Origin of the sequence: Streptomyces sp. NPDC047974, from assembly GCF_040653375.1 — a bacterium.
GTDB lineage: Bacteria > Actinomycetota > Actinomycetes > Streptomycetales > Streptomycetaceae > Streptomyces.
This window is the reverse complement of sequence record NZ_JBEZNU010000017.1, coordinates 46,532-61,532: the sequence shown is the minus strand read 5'-3', so window position 1 is coordinate 61,532 and position 15,001 is coordinate 46,532. Positions and strand designations below refer to the sequence as shown.

At 73.0% G+C, this 15,001-nt stretch carries 12 protein-coding genes; 3 read left to right on the top strand and 9 right to left on the bottom strand.

What is annotated here, in order from left to right:
- Positions 1–297: 297 nt before the first annotated feature.
- The 3 genes from AB0E19_RS23660 to AB0E19_RS23650 are packed head-to-tail and all read right to left on the bottom strand — an operon-like array spanning position 298 to position 2,248.
- On the bottom strand, positions 298–1,134 hold the full coding sequence (locus tag AB0E19_RS23660; RefSeq protein WP_362183600.1) for a hypothetical protein: 837 nt from the start codon (positions 1,132–1,134) through the stop codon (positions 298–300).
- A complete protein-coding gene (locus AB0E19_RS23655) occupies positions 1,131–2,033 on the bottom strand; it encodes a sigma-70 family RNA polymerase sigma factor (protein WP_362183597.1) in 903 nt (300 codons plus the stop codon). The genes AB0E19_RS23660 and AB0E19_RS23655 overlap by 4 nt, the downstream gene beginning before the upstream one ends.
- Positions 2,030–2,248 carry a hypothetical protein gene (locus AB0E19_RS23650; RefSeq protein WP_362183594.1) on the bottom strand — a complete coding sequence of 73 codons (219 nt, stop codon included), beginning with the start codon at positions 2,246–2,248 and terminating at the stop codon, positions 2,030–2,032. Before AB0E19_RS23650 ends, AB0E19_RS23655 begins: the two co-directional genes overlap by 4 nt.
- Positions 2,249–2,850: 602 nt before the next feature.
- Between AB0E19_RS23650 and AB0E19_RS23645 the strand changes: the two genes are divergently transcribed.
- Complete coding sequence (locus AB0E19_RS23645) at positions 2,851–3,333, top strand: hypothetical protein (protein ID WP_362183591.1); 483 nt, start codon at positions 2,851–2,853, stop codon at positions 3,331–3,333.
- A gap of 514 nt (positions 3,334–3,847) precedes the next feature.
- Here AB0E19_RS23645 and AB0E19_RS23640 read toward each other — a convergent pair.
- Genes AB0E19_RS23640 through AB0E19_RS23625 form a run of 4 tightly spaced genes read right to left on the bottom strand, consistent with a single transcriptional unit; the run spans position 3,848 to position 10,567 of the window.
- Positions 3,848–5,506 carry an allophanate hydrolase gene (locus AB0E19_RS23640; protein WP_362183588.1) on the bottom strand — a complete coding sequence of 553 codons (1,659 nt, stop codon included), beginning with the start codon at positions 5,504–5,506 and terminating at the stop codon, positions 3,848–3,850.
- Complete coding sequence (gene uca / locus AB0E19_RS23635) at positions 5,503–9,090, bottom strand: urea carboxylase (RefSeq protein ID WP_362183584.1); 3,588 nt, start codon at positions 9,088–9,090, stop codon at positions 5,503–5,505. The genes AB0E19_RS23640 and uca overlap by 4 nt, the downstream gene beginning before the upstream one ends.
- A complete protein-coding gene (locus tag AB0E19_RS23630) occupies positions 9,087–9,728 on the bottom strand; it encodes an urea amidolyase associated protein UAAP2 (RefSeq protein WP_362183581.1) in 642 nt (213 codons plus the stop codon). Before AB0E19_RS23630 ends, uca begins: the two co-directional genes overlap by 4 nt.
- The gene (locus AB0E19_RS23625) at positions 9,725–10,567 is read right to left on the bottom strand and encodes an urea amidolyase associated protein UAAP1 (protein WP_362183578.1); all 843 of its coding nucleotides are present in this window, start codon (positions 10,565–10,567) and stop codon (positions 9,725–9,727) included. The genes AB0E19_RS23630 and AB0E19_RS23625 overlap by 4 nt, the downstream gene beginning before the upstream one ends.
- A gap of 157 nt (positions 10,568–10,724) precedes the next feature.
- Here AB0E19_RS23625 and AB0E19_RS23620 point away from each other — a divergent pair, with 157 nt between their 5' ends.
- A complete protein-coding gene (locus AB0E19_RS23620) occupies positions 10,725–11,414 on the top strand; it encodes a helix-turn-helix domain-containing protein (protein WP_362183575.1) in 690 nt (229 codons plus the stop codon).
- A gap of 17 nt (positions 11,415–11,431) precedes the next feature.
- Here AB0E19_RS23620 and AB0E19_RS23615 read toward each other — a convergent pair whose 3' ends face one another.
- Both AB0E19_RS23615 and AB0E19_RS23610 read right to left on the bottom strand, forming a co-directional pair.
- Positions 11,432–11,857 (bottom strand): ester cyclase, encoded by a 426-nt coding sequence (locus tag AB0E19_RS23615; protein ID WP_362183572.1) that lies wholly within the window; start codon positions 11,855–11,857, stop codon positions 11,432–11,434.
- A gap of 21 nt (positions 11,858–11,878) precedes the next feature.
- Positions 11,879–13,423 carry an amino acid permease gene (locus AB0E19_RS23610; RefSeq protein WP_362183569.1) on the bottom strand — a complete coding sequence of 515 codons (1,545 nt, stop codon included), beginning with the start codon at positions 13,421–13,423 and terminating at the stop codon, positions 11,879–11,881.
- Positions 13,424–13,753: 330 nt separating this feature from the next.
- Between AB0E19_RS23610 and AB0E19_RS23605 the strand changes: the two genes are divergently transcribed.
- Positions 13,754–14,998 (top strand): hypothetical protein, encoded by a 1,245-nt coding sequence (locus AB0E19_RS23605; RefSeq protein ID WP_362183566.1) that lies wholly within the window; start codon positions 13,754–13,756, stop codon positions 14,996–14,998.
- The last annotated feature ends 3 nt before the right edge of the window (positions 14,999–15,001 follow it).

Genomic DNA, 15,001 nt, shown 5'->3' with positions numbered 1-15,001 from the left:
CCGCGTGCGGACGTTAGGAGGTGACCGTTACTGAGGCATTACCGACGCGGTCGGCGCATGCCGCGGCAGCGCCATCGCGCGGTTCGCCCAGCTCGCCGCACCCGCCCGTCTTCCCAGGGCCCCATGCGTCCCCGGTACGGACGGCTGCCCGGACGGCCGGTAGTGACGGTCCGTACGGTGCGACGGCGGCATGCGGAGCACAGGCTCTTTTCGAAGGAAAGCACGAACCATGGGCGTTCCTCCCTCCGCATGGCCCGTCTCGCCACCTGGTGAGGGGCCCTGCGGAGGGTGGGGGGGTCAGCGCGACGCGGCCTCGTCGAGGGTCTGCGGGGTCCGCACCGCGGTGGCGACTGTCGCCTGGCGTTGTCCGGGGCGGCCGCAGGTACGGGTGCGGGCGGGGAGGTTGCTGGGGTGGTCGGGCCGCGTGGCGCCGGCGGTGAGCAGGGTGTGGATCTCGTGGGCGAACTTGTCTCCCGGCAGGGGGATTTCGCTGTCGGGTTCGCGGAGGTAGCCGACGGCGACGGCGGTGGGCATGTAGGCCATCAGCTCGGCAAGGGCGGCGGACCGGGGCCCGGGGGCGGGCCTGCCCAGGAGCCGCAGGAGTCGCAGGAGGGCGGCGGCGGACGTCTCCTCCTCGTGGAAGAGGGCGACGGTTTTGTTGTCGCGGTGGACCGTGGTGCGGACGATCCTCGCCGCGGGGGTGTCGTCGTCGGTCTGCTTGTGCCACCAGCGGGCGACGTGGGTCTCGCCGAGGGCGAGGTGGTGGAGGTAGAGGCAGTAGGCGGCCGCGGCGTGCCCGGCGCCGGCGGCGTACTGCCACCAGAACCGGGCGCCGTCGTCGGTGTCGGTGAGCTGCAGGACGCAGGCCAGGACCATGGCGCTGCGGGGTTCGGGGATCTGGTCGGTGAGGAAGTCGGCGACGGCGTCGGCGGGGGTGTGGGTGACGAGGGCCTCGCACAGGGTGCGCAGGTCTTCGGCGGCCGATGCGGTGTTCTGGTCGGTGCGGTGGCGGGGGGCGACGGGCCTGGGGGTCTTCGGATCCGGGTCGCGGGCGGGGACGGTGTCGCGTGGCACGGCTCGTTCGAAGACGAGGAGGGTGCGGGCGAGGAGGCTGTCGAGGTGGGACTTCTTCATGAGGTGGTTCCCCCGGTGTGGGCCGGCGGCTCGACGGTGTCGGCGAGGAACCGGTCGGCGTGACGTTCGCTGGACCGTACGAGGGCCAGCGGGATGCCGAGGAGGTCGGAGACCTTCTCGGTGGTGAAGCCGCACAGGCGCCGGAGCACCATGACGTCGAGCTGGGTGAGGGGCAGCTTGCTGATGGCGGCGAACATCTCCAGGGACTCGGCCAGCTGGACCGCCTGGTGGTCGAGGGAGCCCTGGGCGTGCAGGGCGGCGGTGTCGAAGGCGGCGTCGGCGAGGACGGGCCGCTGGTCGCGGTGGTCGGCCTTGGCCTTGACGGTGGCGCTGAGGATGTTCCAGGCGTAGCGGCGGATGTCGGGGCTGGCCAGGGCGTCGTCGAAGGAGAGCCACAGGATGGCGAAGGTTTCCTCGACGGCGGCGTCCAGGACGGTGTCGGTCAGGAAGACGCCGGCGTAGCGGCGGTAGCCGTCTTCGACCATGGAGCGCAGGGCGCCGTGTTCCAGGGGCGGTCCGGGCTGGGTGGTGACGGCGAGCCGGCCTGCGGTGGAGCGGTCGACCCAGTCGCGGCTCTTCCCGGCGTCCATGGCTGCCTGCTTCCAGAGCCGGTGGAGGGGCCAGGTGGGGATGTCGAGCTCCTCGGCCAGGCGGTGGATGACTTCCCAGCGGGGGTAGTGGCCGACTCCGCGCAGCAGCTCGGAGAGCTTGGATTTCGCGAGTACGCGTGCGCTGAGGTCGGCGAGGGTGCGGCCGCTGAGGAGGTAGTGCTCGCGGGTGGGGGTGAGCCATGCGCGGTGGGCACTGCCGACGGTGGAGGCGATGGGGCCGAGCTTGCGGCCGGGGCGGAGCGGGGCCGGCTCGGAAGCCGGCCCCGTCGCGTTGTGCGCTGGGGTCACGGGGCGCTGTCCTCCTCGTCGGTCACCGTCGTGGGGGTGCTGGGGACGGCCGCGGCCTTGTTGCGGAAGCCGGCCAGGACGTGGGTGACGGTGAGACCGAGGACCGGGGCCAGCGTGGCGATGATGGCGGCGTGCCCCATCGCCGCCATCGCCACGCTCCAGCCGAGGACGCCCAGCGACAGCACCATGGCCGCCGCTATCAGCTTGCTGTTCATCGTGATTCCTTGCGTGTCGTCGTACTGCGCATCCGGAAGGCCACACGGAGGTGGCCCCTTCAACTTGCGGGTGCCGAGCCGCTGTTGAAGGAGCATCAGCATGTACCGGCGAATGCCGCCAACGCCACGTGATCATGAAATTACGGAACATTGTGATGCTCGAAACGTGCGCCATGCGGTCGGAGATGACCGTTCCCGTGCACGTCGAGCACGGCGGGGGCCGCTTCGCGGGTGAAGTTCCCGGTTCTCCTTGCAATCCCACCTGCCAGACCCCCAAATTGGAGTCAGGACACCTTGGTGTCGTCCTTCCATCCGGAAGGGGCCCGACTCCCGTGCCGAGAACCACCAGGGAGCACGCGCCACTCGTTCCCGCCCGGCCTGAGGTAGAGGCCGGGCGGGACGAAACGCCCCCGATGACGGGGACCATGACCGTAGCGCAGCCCCCCGACAACAGCCCCTGAGCCACCGCCTGTTGCTTCCGTGCGCCCCCGCGTGCGCCACCGGTGCCGATCACCGACGGCAATCGAACGGAGTCGTCGCTCTCCCCGGCGGCGGCGTGATCACCATGACGAGAGGAATCTCCCCGCGTCCGAACCTCGCCCGTGGATCGGCACCAGGGGACGCGCTACCCGACTCGGTCCACACCTCGGTCGTCCTTCATCCCCGATGACATCGGGGTCGCCACCGCTACGGCCATCGTCAGCGACCGGTACGCGCACTACGGCGACCGGATAGCCCGCGCCCCGGACACTCCCATCGACCAGGAGTCCCTGGTCCGGCGCGTCGGGGGCATCCCCGGCCGTATCGCGGTGATCGAGGCGGTCTGGGACGGCGACACGGTCCGCGACTGGTTCGTGAGGCTGCTGGCTGTCACCGCCGATCCCGTGGAGGAGCACCCGCTGGCCCTCGTCCACTGGGCCATGGCCGAACGACACCTCGGAGCGAGCGAGAAGCTCGAAGGCCGCCACCCTGCAGGAGTGGTCGCCCACAGAGTCGGCGCAGAGCTGGCGGCCCACCTTGCCGTCCCCTTCCACTTCGCGAGCCCTGACACTCCGGACGACGAGGCCCCTCGCCGGCAGCCTTGACAGCACCGCCTCGCCGACGTGGCGCCGGCCTTCCACGCAAGCGGACTCCAGCCCCTCGCGTATCGCACTCACGGGGCTTTGACCTGCGATGGTGAGGTCGGTGGCGAGTGACGGATCCGGCGCGGTGCGTACGTGCTGCTGCTTCCTGGGCGGATTCCGGTGAGGGCCGGCCAGGGGGCGGTCGGCGAGCGCCCGTGAGGGCACCTGGGCGCCGAGCCGGTACAGGTCACGAAGCCGGGTCAGAATCCCGACCCACCCCCTCCGGGCCGGAAAGCCCACCCGCCTCCCCCAGCCTGTCCCGCTCCGCCCGGCGGGGCATCAGGTCGGTCCGCATGCGCAGCCCCGCGCGTACTCACCACAGCGCTGCTTTCACCCCTGGGTCTGGCATGGCTACTTCGCCGACCCATGTCTGAAGTTCGGTCGCTTCGGTCGCTGTACAAGGTCGACGTGGAAGCGTTGTGCCGAGGCGCCGGCCGGTCGGCGCCGGGCGGGGAGGAGCCGGGGCTTCGACGCCTCACGTTTCCTCTGCGGCGCGGGCCGCTCGCCAGCCGCCGTGCGCGGTGATCTCGCGGGCGCCGTCGAGGGCCTGTGGTTCGCAGAGGAAGCCGGGTACGAAGGTGCCGTCCGCCAGCTCGACGCTGCCGAGGGTCATGGGGCGGGGAAGGGTCGCGAGGAGGGTGCCGAGACCCTCCGCGGGGAGTTGCCAGATCTCGGCCTCGATCGCGGCGCCGCCCTTCCCGGCCCGTACGAGGCCGGGCTTCGGCGGGTGCGTGTTCAGCGCGTACAGCCGGTAGGCGGCCGCGGTCGTGGTCGTACGGACGAGGTGGCCGCCGAGGGCGAGGAGTTGTCCGTTCAGGGGCTGTCCGGACAGGTGGGCGCCGACCACCGCAAGGCGCACCGGCGGGGTGGTGAGCAGGGCGGCGATCCGGGCGAGGCGGGCGTCGGTGAAGGCCGGGCCGATCAGCTGGACGCCGAACGGCCGCCCGCCGGCCGCACCGGCGGGGACGGCGACCGCGGCCAGGCCGAAGAGGTTGGTCGCGTGGGTGAACCGGCCGAGGCGCGCGTTCACGCCCAGGGGGTCGGCCGCGACCTCGGCGATCGTGGGGTGTCCGGGTGTCGTCGGCAGGAGCAGCGCGTCGGCGTCGCCCAGGGACGCCATGGCCCGGGTGCGGAGGGAGGCGAGTGTCGCCCGGTCCGCGTGGAGCCGGTGGGCCGGGATGGTGCGGGCCCGGGTGATGATGCCCGCCACGGTGGGGTCGAGGTCCGCCGCGCCGGCGTGGTCGTCGACGAAGGCTCCGACGGCGGTGTACCGCTCGGCGACGAACGCCCCCTCGTAGAGCATGGCGGCCGCCTCGGTGAACGGCGCCGGGTCGACGGGCACGATTTCGGTGCCGGCTTCGGCGAGCCTCGTCGCGGCCGTCGCGAACGCCTCGGCCCAGCCCTCGTCGAGCTCGCCCAGCTGCCCGGCCTCGGGCACGGCGATGCGCCACGGGCCCGGGCGGCGCTGGGCCAGGGGCGGGAGCTCGCGGCCCGAGGGCGCCGTCATGAAGGACAGGGCCCGTTCCGCCTCGGGGAGCGTGCGGGCGAAGACGGTCACGCAGTCGAGCGAGGCGCAGGCCGGGACGACGCCCTCGGTGGGGACCAGGCCGTAGGTGGGTTTGAGGCCGACGATTCCGTTGAAGGCCGCCGGGACCCTGCCCGATCCCGCCGTGTCGGTGCCGAGGGCGAAGTCGGCGATGCCGAGCGCGACCGCGACCGCCGAGCCGGACGAGGAACCGCCGGAGACGTAGGCCGGGTCGAGGGCGTTGCGGACCACGCCGTACGGGCTGCGCGTGCCGACCAGGCCGGTCGCGAACTGGTCGAGGTTCGTGGTGCCGAGGACCACCGCGCCCGCCGCCTTCAGGCGCGCCACCGCAGGGGCGTCGGCCGTCGGCTCGTAGGCGTACGAAGGGCAGCCGGCGGTGGTCGGGAGCCCGGCCACGTCGATGTTCCCCTTCACCGCGAACACCGTTCCGGCCAGGGGCGGCCGCGCGCCCGAGGCGGCCTTCGCGTCGACCTCGGCGGCGTCCGCCTCCGCGTCCGCCTGCGCGCGCAGGCCGATCCACACCTCGGGCCGGTCCACCTGGGCGATGCGGGCGTACGCGGCCCGTACGCGTTCCACCGCGCTGCTCACGCGGTCACCTCCGCGTTCTCGACGGGGCCGAGGACGACGAGCGCGGTGCCCGCCTCGACCTGGCTGCCCGGCTTGATCAGGATCTCCGTGACGACACCGTCGGCGGGGGCCCGTACCGGGGACTCCATCTTCATCGCTTCGAGCGCGACGAGCTGTTGCCCCGCCGACACCCGGTCGCCGACCTCGACGCCGACCTGCCAGACGCTCGCGGTGAAGTCGGCCTCGACCAGACGGCCGCCCTCGGGCACCTCGACGTGGGGGGCCGGCGGCGCGACCTCGGCGACCGCCTCGGCACGGGCGAACTCTCCGGCGGCCTCCCACGCGTCGCGCTCGGCGCCGAACGCCGCGCCCTGGCGGGCCCGGAACGCGGCGATCGACTCGGCGTTCTCGTCGAGGAAGGTCCGGTACTCGGCGAGCGAGAAGGTGCCCTCCTCGGTCTTGGGCACGAACCGGCCCGAGGTGATGTCCGCGCGCAGTTCCAGGAGCTCCTCGGCCCCGACCGGATACCACCTGATCCGGTCGAAGAAGCGCATCAGCCAGGGCTTGCCCGCCTCGAACGCGCCGCGCTGCTGCCAGGGCGACCACACCTGGGTCGTACGGCCGACGAACTGGTAGCCGCCCGGGCCTTCCATGCCGTACACGCACAGGTAGGCGCCGCCGATGCCGACCGAGTTCTCCGCGGTCCAGGTGCGGGCCGGGTTGTACTTGGTGGTGACCAGCCGGTGGCGCGGGTCGAGTGGGGTGGCGACGGGCGCGCCGAGGTAGACGTCGCCGAGGCCGAGGACCAGGTACTCGGCGTCGAAGACGGTGCGGTGGACGTCGTCGGCCGTCTCCAGGCCGTTGACGCGGCGGATGAACTCGATGTTCGAGGGGCACCAGGGGGCGTCGTCGCGCACGCCCGCCGTGTAGCGGGCGATGGCCTCACGGGTGGCCGGGTCGTCCCAGGAGAGCGGTAGGTGCACGGTCCTGCTGGGCACGACCAGTTCGCCGGTGGCGGGGAGCTCCTCCTCCACGCGCAGGGCCAGGTCGAGGAGCACGTGCGGGGGCAGGACGTCGGGGTCCGTCTGGATCTGGAGGGAGCGGATGCCCGGGGTGAGGTCGGTGATGCCGGGGAGCCCGAGCGCGGCCAGGGCCTCGGCGAGCGCGTGGACGCGCATGCGCAGGGCGAGGTCGAGCTGCATGGGGCCGTACTCGATGAGGAGGTTGTCGTCGCCGCTGCGCCGGTAGGTGACCGTCGGGCGGGTCCCGGTCTCCGCCAGGCGGGCGAGGACGCCGCCGTCGACGGTGGCCGGGCGGTCGGCGCGCGGGGCCGCGACGGGGTCGCGCCGCAGCGCGGCGGCAGCCTGCGCGGTGACCGGGACGAAGCGGACGGTGTCCCCGGGCCGGAGCTGGCCGAGCTTCCACCGCTGCCCGGTGGCGACCGTCGCCGGGCAGACGAAGCCGCCGAGGGAAGGCCCGTCGGGGCCGAGGAGCACGGGCATGTCTCCGGTGTAGTCGACGGCGCCGACGGAGTACGGCGTGTCGTGGATGTTGGACGGGTGCAGGCCCGCCTCTCCGCCGTCCGTGCGCGCCCATCGGGGTTTGGGGCCGACGAGACGGACGCCGGTGCGCGCCGAGTTGAAGTGCACGGTCCAGTCGGCGGCGTAGAAGTCGCGGATGTCGTCCTCGGTGAAGAACTCCGGTGCGGCGTGCGGGCCTTCGAGCGTGCCGATCTGCCATGGGGTGGCGAAGACGGGCCGCTGGTCGAGGGGGACGGCGGAGGTCCGCGTGCGGGATTCCCCGCCGTGCAGGACGTCGCCGGCGCGCAGGGCGCGACCGCCGTGTCCGCCGAACCGGCCCAGGGTGAACGTGGCCGCGCTGCCCAGGAAGCCGGGTACGTCCAGTCCGCCCGCGAACAGCACGTAGGTGCGCAGCCCCTGCTCGTCGGGCGCGCCGACGGCGAGGGTCTGTCCGGCCTCGACGGTGATCGGCTCCCACTGGGGCACGGTCGTGCCGTCGATCGTCACGTGGGCCGGGGCACCGGTGACGCAGATCGTCGTCGGGTGGGTGAACCTGAGGGACGGGCCTTGGAGGGTGCATTCCAGGCCGGGCGCGCCGGCGTCGTTGCCGAGCGCGGTGTTGCCGAGGCGGAAGGACACGTCGTCCATCGGCCCGCTCGGCGGGACGCCGACCTGCCAGTGGCCGGTGCGTCCGGGCCAGTCCTGCACGGTGGTCAGGGTGCCGGGCAGGACGACCTCGATGCGGGGTGTGGGGTCGGCGATGGTCGCGAGGGAGGCGGTCGAGTGGCCGGCGGCGCGGACCTCGGGGTCGCGGAGCGCGGCGCGCACCAGGCCGAGGTTGGTCACGATGCCGTCGACGCGGGTCGCGGCGAGCGCCGCGTCGAGGCGGTCGAGCGCTTCGGCGCGGTCGGCGCCGTGGGCGACGACCTTGGCGAGCATCGGGTCGTACGCGGTGGTGACCTCGGTGCCGGTCTCCACCCAGGTGTCGACGCGGACGTCCGGGGGGAAGGCGACGCGGGTCAGCAGTCCGGCGCTGGGGCGGTGGTCGCGGGAGGGGTCCTCCGCGTAGACGCGGGCCTCGACGGCGTGGCCCTGGGGCGTCGGGGGTTCGGTGACGACGGTGGTGTCGCCCTGGGCGAGGCGCAGCATCCATGCGACGAGGTCGACGCCGTAGATCGCCTCGGTGACCGGGTGCTCCACCTGGAGGCGGGTGTTGACCTCCAGGAAGTACGCCTCCTCGCGGGCGGCGTCGTACACGAACTCGACCGTGCCGGCGGAGCGGTAGTTGACCGAGGCGCACAGGTCACGGGCGGCGTCGGCGAGGCCGCGCCGGACGTGGTCCGGCAGTCCGGGTGCCGGGGCCTCTTCCAGGACCTTCTGGTTGCGGCGCTGGAGGGAGCAGTCGCGGTCGCCGAAGGTGACGACCCGGCCTTCGCCGTCGCCGAAGACCTGGACCTCGACGTGGCGGGCCCGTTCGACGAGCCGTTCCAGGAAGACGCCGGCGGAGGAGAAGGAGGCGGCGGCCACGCGCTGCACCCGTTCCCAGGCGTCGGCGAGGCCCGCCGGGTCGTAGCAGGCCCGCATGCCGATGCCGCCTCCGCCGCCGGTGGCCTTGAGCATCACCGGGTAGCCGATCTCCTCGGCCGCCGCGAGGGCCGCGGTGACGTCGGGGAGGAGGCCGGTGCCGGGGGCGAGGGGCACGCCCGCGGCCTCGGCGGCGGCGCGGGCGGTGTGCTTGGCGCCGAACAGGTCGAGTTGTTCGGGGGTGGGTCCGACGAAGACGATCCCGGCGTCGGCGCAGCGGCGGGCGAAGGCGGCGTCCTCGGAGAGGAAGCCGTAGCCCGGGTGGAGGGCGCCGGCGCCGGTCGACTCGGCGGCCTTCAGGACCAGGTCGGCGTCGAGGTAGGACTCCTTGGCGGGCGCCGGGCCGAGCCGGACGGCCTCGTCGGCCATCCGGACGTGCGCGGCACCGCGGTCGGCGTCGGAGTAGACGGCGACGGTGCGCAGGCCGAGCCGGCGGGCGGTGCGGATGACGCGGGCCGCGATCTCGCCGCGGTTGGCGACCAGCAGGGTGTCGTAGGTCATCGTGTGCGGTCCTCGTCGGGCTCGGTGATCGTCATCCGGACGGCGGTCGGGTCGAAGCCGTTGCAGGGGTTGTTGATCTGCGGGCAGTTGGACAGGAGGGCGAGGACGTCGGTCTCGGCGCGCAGGATGACCTTCAGGCCCGGGGCGGAGATGCCGTCGACGATGCCGAGGGTGCCGTCCTTCTCGACGGGCACGTTCATGAACCAGTTGATGTTGGAGACCAGGTCGCTCTTGCCGAGGCCGTGCCTGCTGCCCTCGGCGAGGAAGTTCTCCGCGCAGGCGTGCTGCGACCAGGTGTGGTGGCCGTAGCGCAGGGTGTTGGACTCCTTGGAGCAGGCGCCGCCGATGGTGTCGTGCCGTCCGCAGGTGTCCTCGACGACCGTCATCAGCGGCGTGTGCTCGCCGGAGAGCAGGACGGAGCCGGTGGTGAGGTAGAGGGAGGCCTGGGCCTGGATGGTGTCGGGGGCGCTGTAGCGCACGGAGGTGTCGTGCGCGTCGTAGAGGAGGAAGTCGGCGGCCTGGTTGCCGTACAGGTCGGTGATGGTGAGCAGTTGGCCCTCGCGGACGATCGCGGACCAGGCGGCACGTGCGGGGACGGTGTCGTCGGAGACGACGCGTCCCGGGAAGGTGGTGGTCATGCGATCCCCTGGGCGGTGAGGTGCTCGGCGGTGTTCAGGAAGGCGCGGCGGCCTTCCGGGGTGGCCTCCCACAGCGGGTCGCCGGGGGCGGTCGGGCGGGCCCGGTACGCGAGGACCAGGAGGTTGCCGCAGGTGTACTCGGGGCGCGGGTCCAGCGGGTGCGCGGTGTTGGCGAGGAGGACGGTGACGTCCTGTTCGGCGCGGAGGGTGACGGTCCGGCCGGGTCCGGCGGAGCCGGTGAACTCGGTGGTGCCGTCCTCGGCGATCCGTACGCCCTGGAAGAAGGAGACGGACGGAGGGAGGTCGCGCGGGGCGAGGCCGTTCTTCAGGGCGGCGAGCTTGAACAGTTCACGCCCGGCCGGGGAGGCGGACTGCGGAGTCCCGTCGCCGTACCGGGCGGTGTTGCGTACGAGGGTGGAGGTGCCGGTGAGGGTGTCGTGACGTCCGGAGGTGTCCTCGACGAGGGAGGCGAGGACGCGGCCCTGGTCGGACAGGAGCAGGTGCCCCTCGCCGAGGTACGCGTTCCACAGGACCTTGACGGTGTCCGCGACGTTCAGCCGCTCCCAGGGGCGGGCGGCGCTGTGGAGCAGGAGGTGCGCGCAGGCGTCGCCGGTGAGGTCGGTGAGCCGCAGTTCGGTGCCGCGGGCGAGGACCTTGTGGGTGTAGTTGCCGCCTGCCACGGTCTCGGCCCAGACGACGTCGGCGGCGGCGACGCCCTCGGGAGGCGTCGGCCACCTGCTCGCGGGCAGCAGGGGCATGGCGTCCACCCGTGTGCCCTCCTGTGCGCGGGCGTGGTCGCGCGCTCCGTACGCCGACGCTGTCACTGACGGTGTCGCCATGGCTCGTCCTCCGGTCGGGAGTAATTCCTGTCGCTCGACAGAAATTAGGGACCGGGCACTTCGCGGCCATTGCCCGGGGGTTTCGGACCGGTTACCGGAGGCTCACGCGTCGGGCTCGCCCCGAAGGGAACCGGCGGCGCTGTGCGAGGATCGCGGAGTGACCACGCCCTCCCGCAGAAGAGTCGGCCGCCCACGGGCCCAGGAGCGTCCCGACGACGGGGGCCTGACGCCGCGCGAGGAAGTCCTCGCCGCGGCGGCGGAGCTGTTCACCCACCACGGCTACACCGCGACCTCCACCCGGACGATCGCCGAGCGCGCGGGACTGCGGCAGGCGTCCCTGTACCACCACTTCGACGGCAAGGAAGCGATCCTCGCGGCGCTCCTCGAGGGCACCGTCCACCCCTCTCTGGACGTGGCGCGCCGGCTGGTGGCCCGCTCCGAGGCGTCGCCGGAGGCGCGGTTGTGGGCGCTGTGCCACTCCGACGCCGCGCTGCTCTGCGGCGGCCCGCACAACCTCGGCGCGCTGTACCTGCTGCCCGAGGTCCAGGCGGACCGGTTCGCCGTCTTCCACCGGGTGCGCTCCGAGCTCAAGGCCTGCTACGGGACGTTGCTCGCCGCGACCGAGCCCGGATCCCTCCTCTCGGCGGAGGACCTGGAGTTGCGCACGGACCTCGTCTTCGGCCTCAGCGAAAGCGTGATCCTCATCCGGCGTGCCGGCCCCGACCGTGTCCCGGAGGCCCTGGCGACGGCGACGGCCGACGCGGCGCTGCGGGTGACCGGCGTGGCACAGCGCTCACTGGCACGGCTGCGCCGCGAGGGGCAGCTGCTCCTCGCGGCGGGTGACTGACGGGGCCTTCGGCCGGATCAGCTCTCGGTATCGGCCTGCAGCTGGGCGGCGACTCCCTGCCTGTCGATCTGGATCCAGTACTCGACGATGAGTCCGTTCTCGACGCGGTAGACCGCACTGGTCGTCGCCGTGACCCGCGCACCGGTCGGCGGGTGTCCGTCGACCGGGCCGACGTGCCTCCCGTTCTGGGTCCACCGGGCGTACACCCGGTCCCCTTCGGCGATGAGCTCGTCCACGGTCAGCGTGAAGGCACCGTACGCGTCGAGCATCTCCTGGACGTGCTCGGTGTACTGCCGCGGCGTCCGCTCCACGACCACCGGCGCCTCCGAGACGACCTGGTGGGCCTGGACCCGGTCGGCCATGAAGCGACCGGCCCTGTCCGGGTGCAGCCCCGAGCGCACCTGGAGGAGGAACTGGCGGACGGTTTCCTTGGCATCGATCATGGGTGAAGTCTGGCATCTCGTTCACACGGCGGCGGGCTCGGACCCCCGCATCCGGTTCCGGTGCCGGTGCCGGCGGTACACCGCACCTGTGGCGACCGTGCCGGCGAGGACCAGGACGGTGAACCACTGGAAGTACCAGTGGCCGCCCTCGGGGTCGTACACGGCTCCGCGCGGCCAGGAGAGGTTGACCGTCATGAACAGTCCGTAGGCGAGGGCGAGCGCGTTGACGGGCAGCCCCCAACGGCCGAGGGAGAACAGCGGCCTGCCGAGCTCGTCCCGCTCGTCGTCACCCGGCGGCCACTCGCCCCGGAGCCGCCGCACCAGCATCGGACCGGTGACCATCGCGTACGCCAGGTACACCATCGCGATGCAGGTGGTGCCGATCGCCAGGAACGCCTGTGGCGAGGCCAGGTTGAGCAGAAGCAGCACGGCCGCGCAGACACCGACCACCACCGCGGCCGTGCCGGGCATACCCGTCCGCCGCGGCACCTTCGCCAGCTGTCGCGACCGGGGCAGGACACCGTCGCGGGCCATCGAGTAGAGCATGCGCGTGGCCGAGGTCTGGATCGCCAGGGTCGCCGCACAGATGGCCAGCGCCACGTCGGCGAGCAGGACCTTTCCGAGCCCGTCGCCGAGGGTGCTGGTGAGGACGTAGCTCAGGCCTTCCGTGGCCAGCCGACCGTCGGTGAGGCTCGGCGCGGCGATCAGCCCGCCGAGCAGCAGCAGTCCTCCGCAGATTCCCGAGGTCGTGAGCGCGGTGAGCGTCGTGCGCGGGGCCGTGCGCCGGGGGTTGACGGTCTCCTCGCTCATCTCGCTCGCGCTCTCGAAGCCTATGAGGACGTACGCGGCGGTGAACGAGCCCACCAGGAGCGCCGCGATGAGGCCGCCCTCGCCACCGGTGTGCAGGGTGATGCCGGGATCGCGCTCCGCGTGGGTCGCGAGGAGGGTGACGATCAGGGCGACGCCGGCGATCTCGGCGGTGACACCGATGGTGTTGACGGCCGAGAGGACGCGGTTGTCGAGGACGTTGAGCAGCGTGGTGAGCGCCAGGAGGGCCAGGCCGAGGAGGGCGGCGTTGGCGGCACCGGTGGTCGAGGTCGGCGACGGGTCGTCGCCGACGAGCTGGAAGCCGGACCAGACGGCGGGCAGGACGACCTGCAGCGCGAGTGCGGCGGCCGCCACGACCACGATCCGGCCGATCACCATGATCCAGCCCGCGTACCAGCCGAAAGCCGGGGTGCCGAGCCGGCTGGCCCACTGGTAGATCGCCCCCGCGATGGGCATCCGGGCGGCGAGCTCGGCACAGCAGGCGGCGACCAGCAGCTGGCCGACGAGGACGACCGGCCAGGTCCAGAAGAAGCGCGGCCCGCCGAAGGAGTAGCCGAGGGCGAAGAACTGGAAGACCGTGGTCAGCACGGAGATGAACGAGAATCCGGCGGCGAACGACGCGTACCGCCCCATCCGCCGCCGCAGCTCCTGCCGGTAGCCGAACCCCGCGAGCGAGGCGTCCGGGTCGGCGGTGTCGGAGGGGGGCGGTGCCGAGGGAGCGGGATCTGTCACGGTCATGGAGGTCCCCTGTCGCTGAGGCGAGTTCCGTGCAATTCCTGTCGAGTGACAGAAATTAGGAGGGGCCGGTTTCCGCCACATGTCGCGGCCGTATCCCGACCGTTAGTGACTCCTCTCCCGACACCGCCCGAGCGCTCCGTCCAGGAGTGCGGGTTCACCCTCCCCGGAGAGACCCTCCTGGCGGCCTGCGCGCTCTCCCCCACTTCAAGGTGGCGGAGGCTCATTGGACGGGACCGGCACGGGCAGCCGTATGGCTGCGCCCCCTCCATGCGGCCGGTCGGTGGGCGTTCCGGCTTGATGCCGGTCACGATGGCCTGGATGAGGAGACACATGGGCATCGCACAGGCCGGGCGCGGACGTATGACCCGGAGGGCTTTCGCGGCGGCGCTGGCCGGTGGGGCCGTGGCTGCGCTCGCCGGCTGCTCGTCGGGGTCGGCGGGAGCGGAAGGCGCGGCGGACGAAGGGGAGGCGGTCGCCCGCGCCTACACCTTCCTCGACCGCAGGGTCGACGAGGCGGCGGGCGGCATCCGGCAGGGGCTGCCGCGCAGCTACACCGGCGGCTGGATGGAGACCCACCACTCCCCCGTGGCCTTCACCTACGACGTCGCGCTCGCCGTCATCGCGTACTGCGCGCGCGGGACGGACGCCGACCTGCGGCGGGCCGGTGCCCTCGCCGGGACCCTGCTCGCCCTCCAGGAGGGCGACGCCGCCGGCGACGGGCGGGTCCGCCAGTCGTACGCCTCCGGGAAGGTCACCGCGGCGGACGGGCTGCCGGCCGTCGCCGCCGCGGACTCCTTCACGGGCGCGCAGGCGTGGACCGGGCTTGCCCTCCTCCACGTGCACCGGGCGACGGGTGAGGACCGCTGCCGGGCCGGTGCGCTGCGGCTGGCCGACTGGATCCAGGACCGCACCGCCTCCACCACCGGCACCGCCGGCTACACCGGCGGACTGCCCGCCTCCGGTCCCGCCCTCACCTGGAAGTCCACCGAGCACAACATCGACGTCGCCGCCTTCTTCCGCCGTCTCGCCGACGTCACCGGGGACCGGGTCTGGGCCGACCGGTCGGCGGTCGCGACCGGCTTCCTCGACGCCCTGTGGAACCCGGACGGGGCCGCCTTCTGGACCGGCACCGGCACGGACGGCGCCACCGTCAACCGCTCGCCGGTTCCGGAGGACCCGCAGAGCTGGTCCTTCCTGGCGACCGGCGACGCCCGGCACGCCGGGTCGCTGGACTGGGCCCTCACTCATCTGGCCGCCGAGGACGGCGGCTTCAGCGGGGTGTCGGTCAGCGACGCCGACACCTCCAAGGTCTGGTTCGAGGGCACCGCCCACATGGCCGCGGCCCTCCGCCGCCGGGACGGCGACGGGGACCGCGAGAAGGCCGACCGCTTCCTCGCCACCCTCCGCGCGGCCCAGTCCCACGCCCCCCATGCCGACGGGTACGGGATCGTCGCCGCCTCCTCGGACGGGCTCCGCACAGGCGACGGCGACACCCTGTACGCCAGCCTGCACACCGGGACCACGGCGTGGTTCACGCTCGCCGCCCAGGGCGCCGACCCGTTCTTCCCGGGCTGAGGG

Excerpts from the sequence above, each read along its gene's own strand:
- AB0E19_RS23660 (WP_362183600.1), bottom strand. The coding sequence starts at position 1,134 with ATGAAGAAGTCCCACCTCGACAGCCTCCTCGCCCGCACCCTCCTCGTC.
- AB0E19_RS23650 (WP_362183594.1), bottom strand. The coding sequence starts at position 2,248 with ATGAACAGCAAGCTGATAGCGGCGGCCATGGTGCTGTCGCTGGGCGTC.
- uca (WP_362183584.1), bottom strand. The coding sequence starts at position 9,090 with ATGACCTACGACACCCTGCTGGTCGCCAACCGCGGCGAGATCGCGGCC.
- AB0E19_RS23630 (WP_362183581.1), bottom strand. The coding sequence starts at position 9,728 with ATGACCACCACCTTCCCGGGACGCGTCGTCTCCGACGACACCGTCCCC.
- AB0E19_RS23625 (WP_362183578.1), bottom strand. The coding sequence starts at position 10,567 with ATGGCGACACCGTCAGTGACAGCGTCGGCGTACGGAGCGCGCGACCAC.
- AB0E19_RS23615 (WP_362183572.1), bottom strand. The coding sequence starts at position 11,857 with ATGATCGATGCCAAGGAAACCGTCCGCCAGTTCCTCCTCCAGGTGCGC.
- AB0E19_RS23610 (WP_362183569.1), bottom strand. The coding sequence starts at position 13,423 with ATGACCGTGACAGATCCCGCTCCCTCGGCACCGCCCCCCTCCGACACC.
- AB0E19_RS23605 (WP_362183566.1), top strand. The coding sequence starts at position 13,754 with ATGGGCATCGCACAGGCCGGGCGCGGACGTATGACCCGGAGGGCTTTC.